Genomic DNA, 17,264 nt, shown 5'->3' on the forward strand with positions numbered 1-17,264 from the left:
GACTCGCCCCCGGTGGCGCCGCGGCCGTCCCCCGGCGGCGGAGCGGGCGAACCGGCGGGGCCGACCCCGCCCGGCTCGCTCGACGATCGAATAGCGGTATTCGGCCCGACCTTAACGGCGGCTGAGACGGCGTGTCCAGATAAGCCATTCGCCGTGGTGAATAGTGCGCGGGTTGCGGGGTGGCGACGTTGTGGTTTCGCGGACATTTACGCTTTTCGCCCGGCCGGGCTCCCGGAGCGGGGTCGAGCTGCGCCGCGCCGCCGTTCCGATGCGCTCGTGCGCAGGTAGGCGGGGGTGCTTGGCGGTGAAGGCGCTCGGAGCGCGGTGTTTCGCCAATCCGAAGAACGGGGGTTCGGGGTGGGGCGGCCGTCGCATCGGGGTTTTTGGTTTCTCCACGCTGTGGACGGATTACCGCCGGGGAAAGGTTCGGGAAGGTGCGCGTTCCCCGGAGCGCGACGCGGCGGCTTTCCCCTCTTCCGCGAGCGCTCCCCGGACGGCCGCGCGCCCCCGAGCGCGCCCGCGAACAGCACGAAGGCCACCCGCGCGACCGGACGTGGTCGCACGGGTGGCCTCGGTTCCCCCGGCCGCCCGAAGGCTCGAACGGGACCGCGCGGTCCCCGGTCAGCTCACCGCCGCCGCCTGGCCGCCACCGCCAGCTCCTCCAGCAGCACCGCCGTCCTGGGCCACGACAGGCACGCGTCCGTCACGCTCACGTCCCGCCGCACCGCGCGGCCGGGCGCGAGCGCCTGGGCCCCGTCCGCCAGGTACGACTCCAGCATCACCCCCACCAGCGCCCGGTTCCCGCCCGCGACCTGCCCGGCCAGGTCCGCCACCACCGCGGGCTGCCGGTCGTGGTCCTTGCCGCTGTTGCCGTGCGAGGCGTCCACCACCACCCGCTCCGGCAGCCCCGCCGCCCGCAGCGCCCCCAGCGCGGCGGCCACCGACGTCGCGTCGTAGTTCGGCGAGACCCCGCCGCGCAGCACCAGGTGCGCGTCCGGGTTCCCGCTCCCGCGCAGCACCGACAGCCGCCCGTCCACCCCGACGCCGGGGAACACGTGCGGCAGCCCGGCCGCCCGCACCGCCGCCACCGCCGGGTCCAGCGCCCCGGACACGCAGTTCTTCATCCCCACCGGCATCCCCAGCGACGACGCCAGGTGCCGGTGCGGCTGGCTGGCGACCGTGCGCGCCCCGACCGCGCCCCACGACACCACGTCCGCCACGTACGGCGCGAGCAGCGGGTCGACGAACTCGTACGCCACCGGCAGCACCCGCGCCGCCGCGACCAGGAACTCCCGCCCGACCCGCGCCCCGCGCGCCACGTCCCCGCCGCCGTCCATGCCCGGATCGGGCAGCAGCCCGGTCCAGCCGGACACGGTGCGCGGTTTCTCCAGGTACCCGCGCAGCACCACCAGCACGTCATCCGCCACCCGCGCCGTCGCCTCGGCCAGCAGCCCCGCGTACTCCAGCGCCGCCCCGGTGTCGTGCACCGAGCACGGCCCCACCACCGCCAGCAGCCGGGGGTCGCGGCCCGCCAGCACGTCCGCGACCGCCGCCCGGTGGCCGGCGACCGAGTCCGGCGCGGGCAGGGCCGCGATCAGGTCCGACGGCGCGGGCGGGTTGGGCTCCAGCGCGGCAGGCGCGGTGGTCAGGTCCGGCGTGCCGGTCGTCAGGGTCTCAGTCATCCTTGGCGTCCTTCGGGGAGACGGGAGGGGAGGCGGGCAGCCGGGTCGCGCCGGCCGCCGCGACGAGCACCAGCGCGAGCACCCACCAGAAGGTGTCGGCGTAGGCGGCGGCCACGTCGGGGCCGCGCGCCGCCAACCGCCCGCCGAGCAGCACCGCGAGCAGCGCGGTGCCGAGCGAGCCGCCGACGGTGTTGAGCAGGTTCAGCGCGCCCGCGGCCCCTGGCAGCCCGCGGGGCGGCAGGCTCCGGTACACCGTGGCCAGCACCGGCGCGCTCACCAGCGCCGCGCCCACCCCGCGCACCAGCAGCGCGCCCGCGACCAGCGCGTCCGGCGGCGCGTGGTGCAGCTGCGTGAACGGGACCGTGCCGAGCGCGACCAGGCCGATCCCGGACAGCACCAGCACGCGCGGCGCGGTCCGGTCCACCAGCCGGTTCACCAGCACCGACCCGGCGGCGGCGCCGACGCCCTGCGGGGCGAGGAGCAGACCGGTCCGCCACGGGGTGAGCCCGCCACCGCCCTGCAGGTACAGCGGCAGCAGGAACATCGTGCCGAACACCGACGCGCCCAGCAGCAGCAGCGCCAGCGCCGCGACCCCGAACGGCGGCCGGGTGAACAACCTCGGGTCCACCAGCGGCGGCACGTCCCGCGCCCGCAGGCCGTGCCGGGTGAACGCCACCAGCGCCAGCACCCCGAGCGCGACGCCCGCCGCCGACACCGCGGGGCCGCCGTCCCCGGTCAGGCCCAGCACCAGCACCGCAAGGCCGGGCGCCAGCAGCAGCGCGCCCACCAGGTCGAACCGGGCCCGCGCGTCCGACGGCGGCGCGGACGGCACGTGCCGCACCGCCAGCACCGCCGCCACCACGCCGATCGGCAGGTTCACCAGGAACAGCCACGGCCAGTCCGCGACGGCCAGCAGCGTCCCGCCCACCAGCGGCCCCAGCACGGGGGAGAGCAGCGGCACCACGCCGACGACGCTGATCAACCGCCCGATCCGGCCGGGTCCGGCCACCCGCGCCAGCAGCGCCTGGCCGGTGGGCGGCAGCAGCCCGCCGCCGACGCCCTGCACCACCCGGAACACCACCAGCGACGGCAGCGACCAGGCCACCGCGCACAGCGCCGACCCGAGCAGGAACACCCCGAGCGCGCCCAGCCACACCCGCCGCCCGCCGAACCGGTCGGCCAGCCACCCGGACGCGGGCACCGAGGCGACCACCGCCAGCAGGTAGGCGGTGGTCACCCACTGCACCTCGGTGACGCCCGCCCCGAAGTCCTCGGCGAGCCGGTCGACGCCGACCGCGACGATCGTCGCGTCCAGGGTGGCCATGAACGTGCCCAGCACCAGCACGAACGCGGTGCGCAGCAGCGGCGGGTCGATCCGCGCGCCGGGGGCGGTCACGACGCGCCGCCACGGGCGACCGCCGCCACGAACTCGGCCGCGTCCCCGTCCAGCGCGTCCGCGATCGCGCGCAGCGCCGCCCCGAACCGCTCCGCGATCCCGCGCACCTCGCCGTCCGCGAAGATCCCGGCCTGCGGCACGAGCACCCCGCGCCACCCGTCGCCCTCGGGCATCACGGTCGCGGTCAGCGGGTGGTGCGTGCGCTCCCGGAACCGGCTGCCGGTGATCTCCAGCCCCGGCGCGGGCTCGCGCAGCGCCGCCGGGTCGAACGGGTAGTTCTCGAACACCAGCAGCGTGTCGAACAACCCGTGCCCCACCAGGGCCTCCAGCGCGTCGACGCCGACGTGCTGCTGCCCGACGAGGTCCTGCTGCCGCCGCTGCGCCCGCGCCAGCGCGGCGCCGAGCGGCCCGGTCAGGTCGACCCGGACCGGGGCCGTGCCGACCAGCAGGCCGATGATCTCCTCGACCCCGTCGACCTCACCGGCCCGGTTCGCGACCATCGTGCCGAAGCACACCTCGGACCGCCCGGACGCCGCGGCCAGCACCGCCGCCCACGCGCCCTGCACCAGGGTTCCCGGCGTCACCCCGTGCCGGGCCGCCGCCCTCCCCAGCGCGGCGACGGTGTCCGGCGGCACGTCCAGCAGCACCGCGTCGGCCGCGCCGACCAGCCGGGGGCGCGACCCGACGAGGTAGTCGCCCTCGCCCAGCCCGGCCAGCTCCCGCCGCCAGCGCGCCTCGTCGACCGGGTTGTCGGCCACCCAGCGCAGGTACCGGGCGAACGGCACGGGGGCGGGCAGCTCGCGCCCGGAGTACAGGGCGAACAGCTCACCCAGGACGCGCGGCGCCGACCAGCCGTCGGACAGCACGTGGTGGCTGGTCAGCACCAGCACCGCGCCCGCGTCACCGGGCACGACGGTCAGCCGCAGCGGCGGCCCCACCGCCAGGTCGAACGGTTCCGCCAGGTCCTCGGCCAGCACCCGCTCCACGGGCCCGTCGACCACCCGGAACCCCGGCCTCGGGTCAGCCGGGAGCACCTGCGCCTGCAGGTCGAGCGGGAACACCGCGCCCAGGTTCGGGTGCCGCCGGAGCAACCGGACCCCGGCCTCCCGCAACGCCTCCACGTCCAGCTCCCCGGTGATGGTGAACGCCGCCTGCACCGTGTACGGGTCGTGCGCCCCGCGCGCCACCTCGGCCCGCGACCAGCGCAGCACCACCTCCTGCAGCGGCGTCAGCGGCAGCACGTCGGCCACCGGCAGCGCGTCCTCCAGCGCGTCCACGTCCGCCTGGTCCAGCTCGACCAGCGGCAGGTCGGACGGGGTCAGCCCGGCCCGCTCCAGCACCTCCGGGTCCGCGAGCCGCCCCAGCGCCGCCACCAGCAGCGCGCCCAGCTCGGCCACCCGCTCCCCGCCCGGCAGCCCGGACGGCCAGGTCAGCCGCAGCGCCAGCGCCTCGTGCCGCACCATCGCGTTGACCACCAGCGCCTGCGGCAGCGGCATGTCGTCCCCACCGCCCGACCCCAGCGGCTCGGCGCCCGGCGGAACCTGCCACTCGCCCTCCGCGGTGGACGGCGGGGCGAACCGGCCGAGGTAGTTGAACGCCACCTCCGGCTCCGCCGCGCCCGGCAGCTCCCCGGCCAGCCGCAGCAGCCCGTGCCCCAGCCCGTCGCCGCGCGCCGCCAGGTGCTCCTTGACCGCCTTCACCGCGCGCACCGGGTCGTCGTCCGGCCAGCTCACCCGCGCCGGGTGCACGGCGGTGAACCAGCCCACCGCCTGCGCCAGGTCGGCCTCGCGCGGCCGACCGTGGCCCTCCAGCGCCACCAGCACGTCCCGCGCCCCACCGCGCCAGGCCGCCACCGCGTCCGCCAGCGCGGTCAGCAGCAGGGTGTCCGGCGTGGTCCGGTAGGCGGCGGGCAGCGCCGTCAGCACCGCCCGCGTCACCTCGGGCCCCACCTCCACCACGTGATGCACGGCCGTGGACGCGGTGTCCCGCACCGGGTCCAGCGGTTCCGGGAACAGCGGCGCGGGCGGGTCGGCCAGCACCGCGCGCCAGTGCGGCAGCTCCGCCGCCCGCGACGAGCCGACGACCTCCCGCGCCCACCCGGCGTAGGACCGCCCCTGTCGCACCAGCTCCCCGCCCGCGAACGCCTGCGCCACGTCGTCCAGCAGCACCCGCCACGACACCCCGTCCACGACGAGGTGGTGCGCCACCAGCAACAACCGCCCCAGCCGACCAGGCCCGGCGTCCACCCACACCGCGCGCAGCAGCGGCCCGCGCACCGGGTCCAGCTCCGCCCGCACCCGCGCCAACTCCCGTGCCACAGCGGAATCCGGGTCGTCACCGGCCGCCACGACCGCCAGCACGTCCGCCCCGCGCACCCCGCCCACCGGCGCGATCCGCAGCACCTGCCCGACCAGCCGCGCCCGCAGCACGTCGTGCCGCTCCAGCACCGCGTCCAGCACCCGCTCCCACCGCGCCGCGCCGGAACCAGCCGCGCCCGCGCCCGCCGGGACGCACACCTGCGTCCACTGGCAGAACCCGGCCGCCCGCTCCCCGGCGCGCGCCAGCAGCTCCCGCGCCACCGGCAGCAGCGGCACGTCCCCCACCACCGGCTTCTCCACCGCCGCGGCGGTTTCCCGCCCGCAGCGCGCCGCGATCCCGGCGATCGTGCCGCCGTCGAACACGTCCCGCGCCGACAGCACCAGCCCGGCCCGCCGCGCCCGCGACACCACCTGCAGCGTCACGATGCTGTCCCCGCCGACCGACAGGAACTCGTCGTCCAGCCCGACCCCGGACCCCAGCACCTCCCGCACCACCGCCAGCAGCGCGGACTCCTCGCGCGTCACCGGCTCCCGCGACGGGGCCGCGACCCGCGCCGGTTCCGGCAGCGCGGCCCGGTCCAGCTTCCCGCCCGGCGTGAGCGGCAGCGCGTCCAGCACCACCAGCGCCGACGGCACCACGTGCTCCGGCAGCTCCTCCGCCAGCGCCGCCCGCACCGCCGCCAGGTCCAGCTCGACGCCGTCGACCGGGATCACGTACCCGACCAACCGGTTCCCGCGCGCGACCACTGCGCAGGCCCGCACCCCGTCCTGCCGGGTCAGCGCGGTCTCCACCTCGGCCAGCTCGATCCGGAACCCGCGCACCTTCACCTGGTGGTCGACCCGGCCCAGGAACACCAGGTTCCCGTCCGGCCGCCACCGCACCAGGTCACCGGTCCGGTACATCCGCTCGCCGGGCGGCCCGAACGGGTCCGCGACGAACGCGCCCGCCGTGAGCCCCGGCCGGTTCAGGTACCCGCGCGCCAGCTTCGGGCCCGCCAGGTACAGCTCGCCGACCACGCCGACGCCGACCGGGCGCAGCGCCCCGTCCAGCACGTACGCCCGCACCTGCGGGTCCGGCCGCCCGATCGGCAGCGGACCGGGGTCGTCGGGGGAGTACCGCCAGGTCACCGAGTTCACCGTGACCTCGGTCGGCCCGTACGCGTTGAACAGCGCCCGCCGACCGCCCCACCGCCGCGCCAGCTCCGGGTCCAGCCGCTCCGCGCCCACCACGAAGAACACGTCCGGGTCGACCGCGGCGTCGTCCGGCATCGCGGCCAGGAACGACGGCAGCAGGTTCACCCCGGTCACCCGGTGCGCCCGCACGTACTCCAGCAGCTCGTCACCGGGCACCCGCACCTCCTCCGGCGCGATCACCGACGTGCCGCCGGACAGCAGCGGCACCATGAACTGCCAGAACGCCACGTCGAAGCTGGTGGACGCGAAGTGCAGGTACCGGTCGCGCTCGGTGACCCCGACGACGTCCTCCTGCAGGGTCAGCAGGCTCGGCACGCCCCGGTGCGGCACCCCGACCGCCTTGGGGCGCCCGGTGGTGCCGGAGGTGAAGATGACGTACGCCAACCAGTCCTCGTGGAAGCCGGCGCGCGCCGCCACCGGGTCCGCGTCCCACTCCGCCGGTCCGTCCACCCCGGACTCGTCCAGCAGCAGCGCGGGCGCGTCCACCGGCAGCCCGGCGGCCCGCACGTCGGCGGTGGTGAGCACCGCCGCGGGGGCGACCTCCGCGCACATCACGGCCAGCCGCTCGCGCGGGTAGCCGGGGTCCATCGGCACGTGCACCGCGCCCGCCTTGAACGCCGCGAGCAGCGCCACCACCAGGTCCACGTCGCGCGGCAGCAGCACCGCCACGCTGTCCTGCGGCTTCACCCCGGCCGCGATCAGCGCGTTCGCCACCCGGTTCGCCCGCCGGTCCAGCTCGGCGTAGCTCAGCGAGCGCGCCCGGCACACCACCGCCTCCGCGCCCGGCTCGCGCCGCACCCACCGCCCGAACTCCTCCAGGCACCCGGCCCGCTCGCGCGAGGGCTCCGCGCCCACCCCCAGGCGCAGCACGGCCTCCCGCTCCTCGTCCGGCAGGACGGCCAAGCGCCCCAGGGGGAGATCCGGCCCGTCGACCAGCCCTTCCAGCACCCGCAGCAGCCACCGGCCGTACCCGCGCACGGTGTCCGCGTCGAACGCGCGCGCCTGGTAGCCCAGCCCCACGGTGATCTCCGCTCCGGGGATCACCACGACGGTCAGCGGGTAGTGCGTGGCGTCGGTGATGTCCACCCCGACCAGGTCCAGACCCGGCGCGAGGGTGGTGCGGTCCCGGTTGGAGAGCGGGAAGTTCTCCACCACCAGCATGGTGTCGAACAGCTCGCCCACCCCGGCCGCGCGCTGGAGCTCCGGCAGGCCGACGTGGTGGTGCTCCACCAGCGCAGCGCCGTGCTCGTGCACCCGCGCCAGCAGCCCGGCCCCGGTGTCGGCGGGGGAGAAGCGCACCCGCACCGGGATCGTGCCGCCGAGCTGCCCGACCGCGGTGGCGACCCCGTCGACCTCGGCGGGCCTGCCGGACACCGGGCAGCCGAACAGCACGTCCCGGCGGCCGGTGACCGTGCCCAGCAGCAGGCCCCAGGCGGCCTGGAACACCGTCGCGGTGGTGACGCCCTGGGCGCGCGCGAAGGCGGTCAGCCGGGCGCTGAACTCCTGGCCCAGCCCGAACGAGACCCGCTCCGGCCTGACCGCGCCGGTTCCGGCGCCCGCGGGGGCGAGCCGGGTGCCCTCGTCCACCCCGGCCAGCTCCGCGCCCCACGCGGCCCGCGCGGCGTCCCGGTCGCGACCGGCCAGCCAGCGGTGGAACTCCCCGAGCGGCGGGGCGGCCGGAACCCTCGGCCCACCCCCGAGCTCGGCGTACAGCGCCAGCAGCGAGCGGCCCACCAGCGGCATGGACCAGCCGTCGAGCAGCGCGTGGTGGTTGGTGATCACCAACCGGTGCTCGTCCTCGGACAGCGAGCACAGCAGGAACCGGATCAGCGGCGCCCGGTCCGGGTGGAACGGCCGGGCCAGCTCCTCCCGGCAGGCCCGCTCGAACGCCTCCCCGCCCTCCCGCCGCCAGTCCAGGCGCACGGCGGCGGGCACGACCTGCACGACCTCGCCGGACGCGCAGGTGTGCAGGCGCACCCGCAGCGCCGGGGTGCGCCGCAGCAGCTCGGCGGCGGCCTCGCGCAACCGGTCCGCGTCCAGCGCGCCCGCCAGGTGCGTCACGGCCTGCACCACGTACACGTCGGCCTCGTCGTCGGCCCGCACCATCGTGTGGAACGCCAGGCCGACCTGGAGCGGCGTCGCGGGCAGCACGTCCACCGCGCGCCCGTCCCGCTCGACGGCGGCCAGCTCGTCCGCGTCCAGCCCGACGAGCGGCACGTCGGACGGGGTGAGCGCGCCACCGCCCGGCCCGATCCGCGCGGCGTGCGCGGCGAGCGCCTCCAGCGCCCGCGTCCACGCCGCCTGGAGCCCGGACACCGCGTCCGCGTCCAGGACCCCGCCCGCGGCGGTCCACTCGACGGCGAGCGCGCCGTCCGCGTGCACGAAGCTGTTCAGCGCCAGCACCTGCTCCAGCTTCTTGCCACCCGGCTCGACGACGTGGAACGCGTCCCGCTCGGGCAGGCGCCAGCCGTCGCCGGGCAGCGGCGCGAACCGGCCGAGGTGGTTGAGCAGCAGCTGCGGCGGGGGACCGGCCAGCTCCCCGGCGGCGACCGGGTCCAGGTGCCGCAGCACGCCGTACCCGACGCCGTGGTCGGGCGTCGCCCGCTTGGCCTCCTTGACCGCCCGCACCAGCGCGCCCGCCGCGTCACCACCGGCGAGCGCGTCGGCCAGCGCCTCGGCCGACCGGACGGCGCCTGCGGGAGCCAGCACCGGGTACTCGCTGGTGAACCAGCCGACCGTGCGCGACAGGTCGGCTCCGGGGAGCTCCCGGCCGTGGCCCTCGGTGCTGACCGGGACCGCGTCGTCGGCCCCGCGCCACACCCGCAGCGCCAGCACGAGCGCGGCGATCAGCACCTCGTCCGCGCCTGCCCGGTAGGCGGCGGTCAGGTCGGTCAGCAGCGGCCCGGCGATTTCCGCCGGGGCGGTGGTGGTCGTGACCGCGGCGGTGGACGCGGTGTCCGCGCCGGTCAGGTCCCGCGCGCCGAGCCGGAACCCGGCGCCGCGCACGGCCCGCCAGTGCGGCAGCTCGTCCCGCCGCGCCCCGGTCGCCCCCTGCTCGGCCAGCGCCAGCGCGTGCCGCCGCCAGGACGACCCCACGGGCGGCAGCTCCCGCCCGGCGCACGCGGCCCGCAGGTCGGGCAGCAGCACCCGCCACGAGACCCCGTCGACCACCAGGTGGTGCAGCACGACGACCAGCACGCCGTCGCCCAGCGCCACCCGCACCAGCTCGCCGGCGCTCGGGTCCAGCTCACCCGCCAGCAGCGCCGCGACCTCGGCCGCCGACGCCCCGGCGGGCCACTCGCGCACCGCGGTCTCCGCCGCCACCGCCCCGCGCGGCCGGACCACCAGCCCGGCGGGCGTCGCGATCAGCCGCAGCGCGTCGTGGTGGTCCAGCACCACCCGGACCCCGGCGACCAGCCGCGCACCGTCCACATCGGACACGTGCGGCGCGCTCCACTGCGCGTACCCGGCGACGTCCTCCGGCGCGTTGGCGTCCAGCAGGGCGCGCGCGATCGGCGGAGCGGGCACCGGCCCGGTCGGCTCGTCGGCCACCGCCGCCACCTCGCCCACCGGCCGCGCCGACGCCGCCAGCGCCGCCAGGTCCCGCCTGCCCAGCAGGTCGCGGGGCCGCAGCTCGAGGCCGTGCGCGCGCAGCGCGGCGCTCACCCCGATCGCGGTGATGCTGTCCCCGCCCAGCGCGAAGAAGTCGTCGTCCACGCCGACCGACGCGGCCCCGACCGCCTCGGCGACCGCGGCGCACAGCAGCCGCTCCGCCTCGGTGCGCGCGGCCCGCCCGCCGCCGGTGACGCGGGGCGCGGGCAGCGCGGCCCGGTCCAGCTTGCCGTTCACCGTCACCGGCAGCGCCTCCAGCAGCACCACCGCCGACGGCACCAGGTGGTCCGGCAGGTCGGCGGCCAGCGCGTCCCGCACCGACTCCGCCGTCACCACCGCGCCCGCCTCGGGCACCACGTACCCGACCAGCCGCGCCGGACCGCCGTCCGCGCGCACGTCCGCCGCCGCCGCGGCCACCCCCGGCAGCGCCCCCAGCGCCGCCTCCACCTCGCCGACCTCGACCCGGTGCCCGCGCACCTTCACCTGGCCGTCCCGCCGCCCCAGGTACTCCAGCCCCCGCGCCGTCCACCGGGCCAGGTCGCCGGTCCGGTACATCCGCTCGCCCGGCGCGCCGAACGGGTCGGCCACGAACCGCTCCGCCGTCGCCCCCGGCTGCCCGAGGTACCCGCGCGCCAGCTGCGGTCCCGCCAGGTGCAGCTCACCGGCCACGCCCTCCGGGACCGGCCGCAGCGCCCCGTCCAGCAGGTAGACCCGCGTCCCCGACACCGGGTGCCCGATCACCGGGTCGTCCCCGGACAGCACCGCCACCGTGGCGTCCACAGTGGACTCGGTCGGCCCGTAGGCGTTGCGCGCGGCCACGCCCGACGCCACCACCCGCCGCCACAGCGCGGGCGGCGTGGCCTCGCCGCCCAGCACCAGCAGCGCGGGCCGGTGCCCGCCCTCCCCCGGATCGCCCTCCAGCAACCCGGCCGCCACCAGCGGCGCGGCCAGCGACGGGGTCGTGTCGACCACGTCGACCCGGTCCCGCCGCACCGCCGCCAGCAGCGCGTCCGCGTCCCGCGCCACCTCGGCGTCGTACAACCGCAGCTCGTGCCCGCACAGCAACCACGCCAGCTGGTCGAGCGCCGAGTCGAACGCGAACGAGTAGGTGTGCGCCACCCGCAACCGCCGCCCGGCCGCCCGCTCCGCCGAAGGCGCGGTGATCCCCCGGTGGTGGTGCAGCAGCGCGGCCAACCCGCCCCGGCGCACCAGCACCCCCTTGGGCTTCCCGGTCGACCCGGAGGTGTGCAGCACGTAGGCCAGGTGCTCCGGGTGGCGCGGGGCCGCCAACTCGTGCTCCGCCAACGGCTCCCGCGAGCACCCGGTCAGCTCCTCGGCCACCTCGACCGAGTCCAGCACCACCGACTCGACCCCGTCCGGCACCAGGTGCGCCAACTCCGCCGTCACCAGCGCGATCCGCGCCCCCGCGACCAGCTCCCGCAACCGCGCCTGCGGGTGCGCGGTGTCCAGCGGCAGGAACGCCGCCCCCGCCACCAGCGACCCGAGCAGCCCCACCACCGTCCCGACCGAGCGCGGCACGACCAGCGCCACCACGTCGTCCGGCCCGATCCCGCGCGCCCGCAGCACCCGCGCCACCCGGTGCGCCCACCCGGACAGCTCGGCCCCGGACAGCGAGACCCCGTTGTGCGCCAACGCGATCGCGTCCGCGTCCAGCCCGGCCAGCAGTTCCGGCACGTCCAGCACCGGGCCGGGCAGCGCGGGGCTCGCCCAGCGCGCCAGCAGCTCCTCCCGCTCCTGCCCGCCGATCAGGTCCACCCGCGCCACCGGCGGCGCGTCCACCGCGCACAGCCCGGCCACCAGCGCGGTGAACCCGGCCAGCCTGCGGTCCACCGCGGCCTGGTCGTGGGTGCGCCCGTCCACCTCGAACCCCAGCAGCAGCCCGCCGTCCCCGGTCGGCAGCACGCTGAGCCCCATGTCCTCCGGCGGACCGCCCGCCACGTTGCGCATCGTCCCGGCCGCGCCCGCGAAGTCCAGCTTCAGGTCGAACGCCTTCAGGTTCACCCCGCGCCCGTGCAGCAGCGCGCCCGCCCCCGGCGCGGCCAGGTCGCGCGGCAGGTCCTCGCCCCGGTACCGCTGGTGCGCCCGCACCTCGCGCATCAGCGCCGCGACCCGCCCGGTCAGCTCGCCCAGCCGGTCCCCACCCCGCACGGGGACCCGCAGCGGCAGCACGTTGACCGCCATCGCCGGGGTGCGCAGCGCCGCGCTCCCGGTGCGGCACATCAGCGGCAGCGCGAACACCACCTCGCCCTGCCCCAGCACCCGGTGCAGGTACGCCGCGTAGCAGGCGATCAGCGCGTCGCCCCAGGTCGCGCCGCCCGCCTCCGCCGAGCAGCCCTCCGCGACCTCCTTGAGCCGCGCCACCGCCGACGCGGGCAGCACGGCCCGCGCGGTCACCGTCCGCGTCGGCGCGCCGGAAACCCCCGGCTCGGCGAGGGTTCCCAGCTCCGGCAGCGGCGTGAACCGCTCCACCCAGTAGGCCCGGTCCACCTCCGCCCGCGGGCTCGACCGGTACGCCAGGTCGGCCGCCACCAGCTCGGCGAACCGGCCGAACGGGCACTTCGGCGCCGCCGTCCCGCGCACCAGCGCCGTGTAGTGCGCGGCGGTGCGGCGGGCCAGCATCGCCGCCGTGTACCCGTCGAACACCAGGTGGTGCCCGAGCTGGGTGTACCAGACCTCCTCGTCCGACAACCGGATCACCACGCGCGAGCACAGCGCCCGGTCCACCATGCCCCGGCAGTGCTCGGCGGTGCGCGCCCGCTCGGCCTCCACCAGCGCGTGCGCCGCCGCCACCGGGTCCGCCTCACCGGACAGGTCGACCACCGGCGGCAGCGGCGCAGGCTCGGCCGACACCACCTGGCGCGGCCCGTCCGGGGTGTCGAACACCCGCAGCCGCAACGACTCCGCCTCGTCCGTCGTCGCCCGCACGGCGCGCGCCAGCAGCCCGGCGTCCACCGGGCCGCCGCCGCGCACCTCCACCACGTCGCCCACCACGTAGTGCGGCGAGTCCGGTTCCAGGCGCTGGGCGTTGAACACGCCCAGCTGCGCGCCGGTCAGCTCCAGCAGCTCGGTGCTCTCCTGTGCGGACTGGACTCGGGCAGTGCTCAACACGGGCTCCCGTTCTCGTTGGGCGCGGTGGGGACGGTGGTGGTTCGGGAACGGGAGGGGGATCAGCCCGCTCTGAGGTCCGGCACGACCATCGGCGTTCCGGTCACCGGGTCCGGCACCACCACGCTCGGCAGGTCGAACACCTCCCGCACCAGCGCGGCGTCCACGATCGCGGACGGCGCGCCCTCGGCGACCACCCGACCGTCGCGCATCGCCACGAGGTGGTCGGCGTACCGGCAGGCCTGGTTGACGTCGTGCAGCACCGCGATCACGGTCCGCCCCCCGTCGCGCAACCCCGCCAGCAGCTCCAACAACTGGTACTGGTGGGTCAGGTCCAAAAAGGACGTCGGCTCGTCCAGCAGCAGGTACGGCGTGTCCTGGGCCAGCACCACGGCCACCCACACCCGCTGCCGCTGCCCACCGGACAGCTCCCGCACCGGCCGGTCCACCAGCTCCGCCACCCCGGCCGCCTCCACGGCCCGCGCGACGGCGGCCTCGTCCTGCTCCGACCAGGCCGACAGCAGCGACTGGTGCGGGAACCGCCCGCGCGCCACCAGCTGCCGCACCCGGATGTCCTCCGGGGCGACGGGTTCCTGCGGCAGGAACCCGAGCGAGCGGGCCAGCGCCTTCGTCGGGTAGTCGCCCACGGACCTGCCGTCGAACGCCACCTCCCCGCCGGAGGCCTTGAGCAGCCGCGCGAACGCGCGCAGCAGCGTCGACTTCCCGCAGGCGTTGGGCCCGACGACGGCGGTGAACGCCCCGTCCGGCACGTCCAGGGCGAGCCGGGTCGACACGACCCGCTCCCCGTAGCGCAGGGTCACGTCCCTGGCGGTCAAGCGCGCGGTCACGACCGCCGCACCTCCTTGGTGAGCAGCCAGATCAGGTAGCAGCCGCCGATGGCCGTGCTGACCACGCCCACCGGCAGCGAGACGGGGGCCAGCAGCATTTGCGCCACCAGGTCGGCCCCCTGCAGCAGCACCGCGCCGGTCAGCGCGGCGGGCAGCAGCGGGATGCCGGGGGAGCGGGCCAGCCTGCGCCCGATCTGCGGCGCGGCCAGCGCGATGAACGCCACCGGCCCGGCGACGGCGGTCACCGTCGAGGTCAGGCCGACGCCGACCACCACCAGCTCCAACCGCAGCCGCTCCAGCCGGACCCCGGTGGTGACCGCCAGCTCCGGGCCGAGCCCGGCCTGGCCGACGTCCCGCGAGCGGACCGCCAACCACCCCAGCAGCACCACGATCACCGCGAACGGGATGCCCAGGTCCTCCCAGCCGACCCCGTTGAGCGAACCGGCGCTCCAGCCGACGGCGGCGATCGCCACCTCCAGCTCCGCGCGCAGCACGATCCACGAGTTCAGCGCCGTCAGCACCGCGTTCACCGCGATGCCGATGACCACCAGCCGCAACCCGGACAGCCCGCCGCCCAGCGACAGCAGGTACACCGCCGCGGCGGCCACCGCCCCGCCGAGCACCGAGCTGAGCGCCAGCTGACCGGGCGTGCCCGCGAGCACGGTGATCGCGATCAGCGCGCCGGTGTAGGCGCCCGCGTCCAGCCCGATCACGTCCGGGCTGCCCATCGGGTTGCGGGTCAGGTTCTGGAACACCGCGCCCGCCAGCCCCAGCGCCACACCGAACACCAGCCCGGCGGCCACGCGCGGCGCCCGCCACTCGCGGATCACCACCCCGCCGTTCCCGGTCAGCGCGGAGAGCACCTTGGCCGGCGAGGCCCACGACGCCCCGTAGCACAGCCCCAGCAGCCCGAGCCCCAGGATCAGCACCACCACGCAGCCGGTCAGCACCAGCACGCGCCGCTCCACGCGGGCGGTGAACCGGCCCGCGCGCACCACGACCGCGCCCGTCACAGCTCCGCCGCCCCGTACTTGCGGACCGCCCAGGCCAGCACCGGCCCGCCGAGGAACGCGGTCACGATCGCCACCGGCACCTCGCCGGTCGGCAGCAGCACGCGGGAAGCGGTGTCCGCCACCAGCAGCAGCACCGGACCGAGCACCAGCGCGTACCCCACCAGCCACGGCGCCGAGGCCCCCGCCGCGCGCCGCGCCAGGTGCGGCACGATCAACCCCACGAACAGGATCGGCCCGGCCACCGCCGTCGCCGCCCCCGCCAGCACGGTCACCAGCACCAGCGCCCCCACCCGAACCCGCGCCACGTTCGCCCCCAGCGCCCGCGCCACGCCCTCGCCCAGCGCCACCGCGTTGAGCTGCCTGCTCAGCACCAGCGCGCCCACCAGGGCCACCACGATCGCCAGCAGCGGCACCGTCGTCGGCGCCTGCTCGCGCCCGGCCAGCGACCCCACCGCCCAGAACCGGTACTGGTCGAACACCTCCGGCACCAGCAGCCGAAGCCCCAGGCCCACGCCGGACAGCACGGAGGTCAGCGCCACCCCGGTCAGCACCAGCCGCAGCGGCGAGGTCCGGCCGACCGCGTACACCAGCAGCGCGGCCAGCACGGCCCCCAGCACCGACAGCGCCAGCTCACCGGCCGCGCCCGCGAGCCCCAGCGCCGAACCGACGGTGATCGCGAACCCGGCCCCCGCCGTCACGCCCAGCACACCGGGCTCCGCCAGCGGGTTGCGCGACAGCGCCTGCACCAGCGCGCCCGCCACCGCCAGCGCCGCACCGGCGGCCACCGCCAGCACCGCGCGCGGCGCGCGCACGTCCCACACGATCATCGCGTCGGGCGAGCCGTCCGGGGACAGCAGCACCCGCACCACGTCACCGGGGGCGATCGAGCGCGCCCCCACCCCCAGGCTCACCACGGCGGCCACCACCAGCAGCACGACGGCGGCGGCCAGGAGCGCGACCCGCGCCCCGGCCGCCGCCCGCGTCGCACGGCTCACTTGGCCAGCAGCGGCGCGAACGCCTCGTCCGCGGCCTTGAGCGTCAGCTTCGCGGCCTCGTAGGTCGCGGCCTCGGTGTAGCGCAGCGGGAAGGTCTTGCCCGCCTTCACGGCGGGAAGCTCCTTCCACAGCGGCGAGTCCATGACGTACTGCACCGGGGCAGGCACCGAGCCGTCGGCCTTCACCGAGTAGGTGATCGCCTCGGCCTCGGCGAACGCGGCGGGCAGCTCCTCGATCGACGGGTACTCGCTGACGTCGCGCGAGCCGCCGCCCTTGACCTTGACCTCGCCGTAGTAGCTCGCGCCGAGGTCCTGGGCGATGTTGGTGCCCCAGGAGCCGTCGAACTCGCGCTGGAAGTTGCCCTTGGCGACCTCGCCGTACGCGCCCACGTGCGCCAGCTTCAGGCTCGGCAGCACGTCCTTGTACTTCGCGGCCAGGTCGGCGGCCTGCTTCTCGTACTCCGCCTTGACCGCGTCGAACTTCTCGACCGCGCCCGCCGCGTCGGCCTGCTTGCGCGAGAGGTCCCGCCACATCGACGGCACCGACGGCCCGATCGCGACCACCGGCGCGATCGACTCCAGCCGCTTGAGGTCGATGTCGGCCAGCACCGGCTTGGGCACGCCGATCACGATCAGGTCCGGCTCGGCCTCGGCGATCGCCTCGTAGTTGGTCTCCGAGGCGGCCTCGCCCGCGACCTTCGGCAGCTCCTCGTACTTCTTCCGGTCGTCGGCGTCCATCATCGGGACGCCGCGCGACCAGGCGGAGATCCCCACCAGCGGCGCGTCGGCCTCCAGCAGCGCGGGGACCGCGTACCCGGTCGCGATGACGCGCTGGGGGGAGGCCGGGACGGTGATCTCGCCGTTGTCGGCGGTCACCACGCGCGTCTGGTTCGCGTCGGCGGTGGACTGCGCGTCGCCGCCCGCGCCCTCGCCGGACGTGCCGGACGAGCAGCCGACCGCGAGGGCCAGCGAGAGCAGCAGCGCGCCCGCGACGCGGGGGGACCTGGCAGTGGTGGACATCGTTGTTTTCCTCATTCGGTTGCGGCGTCGGCCTTGCTCGGCCCGCTCACGAGGCGGGCCC

At 77.0% G+C, this 17,264-nt stretch carries 7 protein-coding genes; all 7 read right to left on the minus strand.

The features are described 5' to 3' along the window. Nucleotides 1-626: 626 nt before the first annotated feature. Nucleotides 627-1,682 carry a 3-deoxy-7-phosphoheptulonate synthase gene (locus CNX65_RS13770; RefSeq protein WP_096493171.1) on the minus strand — a complete coding sequence of 352 codons (1,056 nt, stop codon included), beginning with the start codon at nucleotides 1,680-1,682 and terminating at the stop codon, nucleotides 627-629. Continuing rightward, nucleotides 1,675-3,078, minus strand: a complete 1,404-nt coding sequence (locus CNX65_RS13775) for an MDR family MFS transporter (protein ID WP_096493173.1) — start codon at nucleotides 3,076-3,078, stop codon at nucleotides 1,675-1,677. Before CNX65_RS13775 ends, CNX65_RS13770 begins: the two co-directional genes overlap by 8 nt. Continuing rightward, nucleotides 3,075-13,328, minus strand: coding sequence for a non-ribosomal peptide synthetase (locus CNX65_RS13780; protein WP_096493175.1), 10,254 nt, complete (start codon nucleotides 13,326-13,328; stop codon nucleotides 3,075-3,077). The genes CNX65_RS13775 and CNX65_RS13780 overlap by 4 nt, the downstream gene beginning before the upstream one ends. A 62-nt stretch (nucleotides 13,329-13,390) precedes the next feature. Continuing rightward, on the minus strand, nucleotides 13,391-14,176 hold the full coding sequence (locus CNX65_RS13785) for an ABC transporter ATP-binding protein (RefSeq protein ID WP_096493177.1): 786 nt from the start codon (nucleotides 14,174-14,176) through the stop codon (nucleotides 13,391-13,393). Continuing rightward, nucleotides 14,173-15,189 (minus strand): FecCD family ABC transporter permease, encoded by a 1,017-nt coding sequence (locus CNX65_RS13790; protein ID WP_177154382.1) that lies wholly within the window; start codon nucleotides 15,187-15,189, stop codon nucleotides 14,173-14,175. The genes CNX65_RS13785 and CNX65_RS13790 overlap by 4 nt, the downstream gene beginning before the upstream one ends. After that, on the minus strand, nucleotides 15,186-16,184 hold the full coding sequence (locus tag CNX65_RS13795) for a FecCD family ABC transporter permease (RefSeq protein WP_096493179.1): 999 nt from the start codon (nucleotides 16,182-16,184) through the stop codon (nucleotides 15,186-15,188). The genes CNX65_RS13790 and CNX65_RS13795 overlap by 4 nt, the downstream gene beginning before the upstream one ends. Continuing rightward, entirely contained in the window at nucleotides 16,181-17,203 is a 1,023-nt protein-coding gene (locus CNX65_RS13800; RefSeq protein ID WP_096493181.1) for an ABC transporter substrate-binding protein, read from the minus strand. Before CNX65_RS13800 ends, CNX65_RS13795 begins: the two co-directional genes overlap by 4 nt. Between the last annotated feature and the right edge of the window lie 61 nt (nucleotides 17,204-17,264).

Source organism: Actinosynnema pretiosum, assembly GCF_002354875.1.
Taxonomy (GTDB): Bacteria; Actinomycetota; Actinomycetes; order Mycobacteriales; family Pseudonocardiaceae; genus Actinosynnema; species Actinosynnema auranticum.

What these genes read in the sequence shown, in the direction of transcription:
- CNX65_RS13770 (WP_096493171.1), bottom strand. Translation starts at nt 1,682, where the DNA reads ATGACTGAGACCCTGACGACCGGCACGCCGGACCTGACCACCGCGCCT.
- CNX65_RS13800 (WP_096493181.1), bottom strand. Translation starts at nt 17,203, where the DNA reads ATGTCCACCACTGCCAGGTCCCCCCGCGTCGCGGGCGCGCTGCTGCTC.